Source organism: Luedemannella flava (assembly GCF_039528515.1).
GTDB classification, from domain to species: domain Bacteria; phylum Actinomycetota; class Actinomycetes; order Mycobacteriales; family Micromonosporaceae; genus Luedemannella; species Luedemannella flava.
The window spans coordinates 1-851 of sequence record NZ_BAAALT010000106.1; the positions used below are offsets into that span (position 1 = coordinate 1).

Consider the following 851-nt stretch of genomic DNA (forward strand, 5'->3'; position numbering starts at 1 on the left):
ACGGTGGGGGTGTCGAAGATCTGGCGGATGTCGAGCTCGGCCCCGAGCGTGGCCCGGATCCGCGAGATCAACCGCACCGCGAGCAACGAGTGCCCACCCAGGTCGAAGAAGCTGTCCTCCACCCCAACCGACTCCAGCCCCAGCACCTCGGCGAACGCCGCGCACAGCAACTCCTCCTGCCGGTTCGCCGGTGCCCGACCACCACCCGACCGGCCCGCGAAATCCGGCGCGGGCAGCGCCCGACGGTCGAGCTTGCCGTTACCGGTCAACGGCAACGTGTCCAGCACGACGACCGCCGACGGCACCATGTACTCCGGCAGCCGCCCCGCCACGAACGCCCGCAGAGCCCCCGCCTCGACCTCATCACCAACGACGTAGGCCACCAGCCGCTTCTCGCCGGGCACATCCTCGCGGGCGATCACCGCCGCCCGGGTCACCTGCGGATACGCCAGCAGGGCCGCCTCCACCTCACCCGGCTCGATCCGGAAGCCCCGCACCTTCACCTGCTCATCGACCCGACCCGCGAACACCACCTGCCCATCCGGCGTCCACCGGGCCCGGTCCCCGGTGCGGTACATACGTTCCCCGGACCCGAACGGGCACGCCACAAACCGTCCACCGGTCAACCCCGGTCGCGCCACATAGCCGCGCGCCAGGGCCGCACCGGCCACATACAACTCACCGGTCACCCCGACCGGCACCGGGCTCAACCCCTCGTCCAACACGAACAGCCGGGTATTGGCGATCGGCGACCCGACCGGCACCACGTCACCGACCGTGGTCAGCTCGGCCGTGGCCACCCCGACCGTGGTCTCGGTCGGCCCGTAGTGGTTGAACACCCGCCGATCCCC

At 71.1% G+C, this 851-nt stretch carries 1 protein-coding gene; it reads right to left on the reverse strand.

Annotated elements, in window-relative coordinates; all coding sequences use genetic code 11:
* The coding region (locus ABD211_RS18425; protein WP_344133023.1) for an AMP-binding enzyme at positions 1–839 on the reverse strand (839 nt) is incomplete at its 3' end.
* Between the last annotated feature and the right edge of the window lie 12 nt (positions 840–851).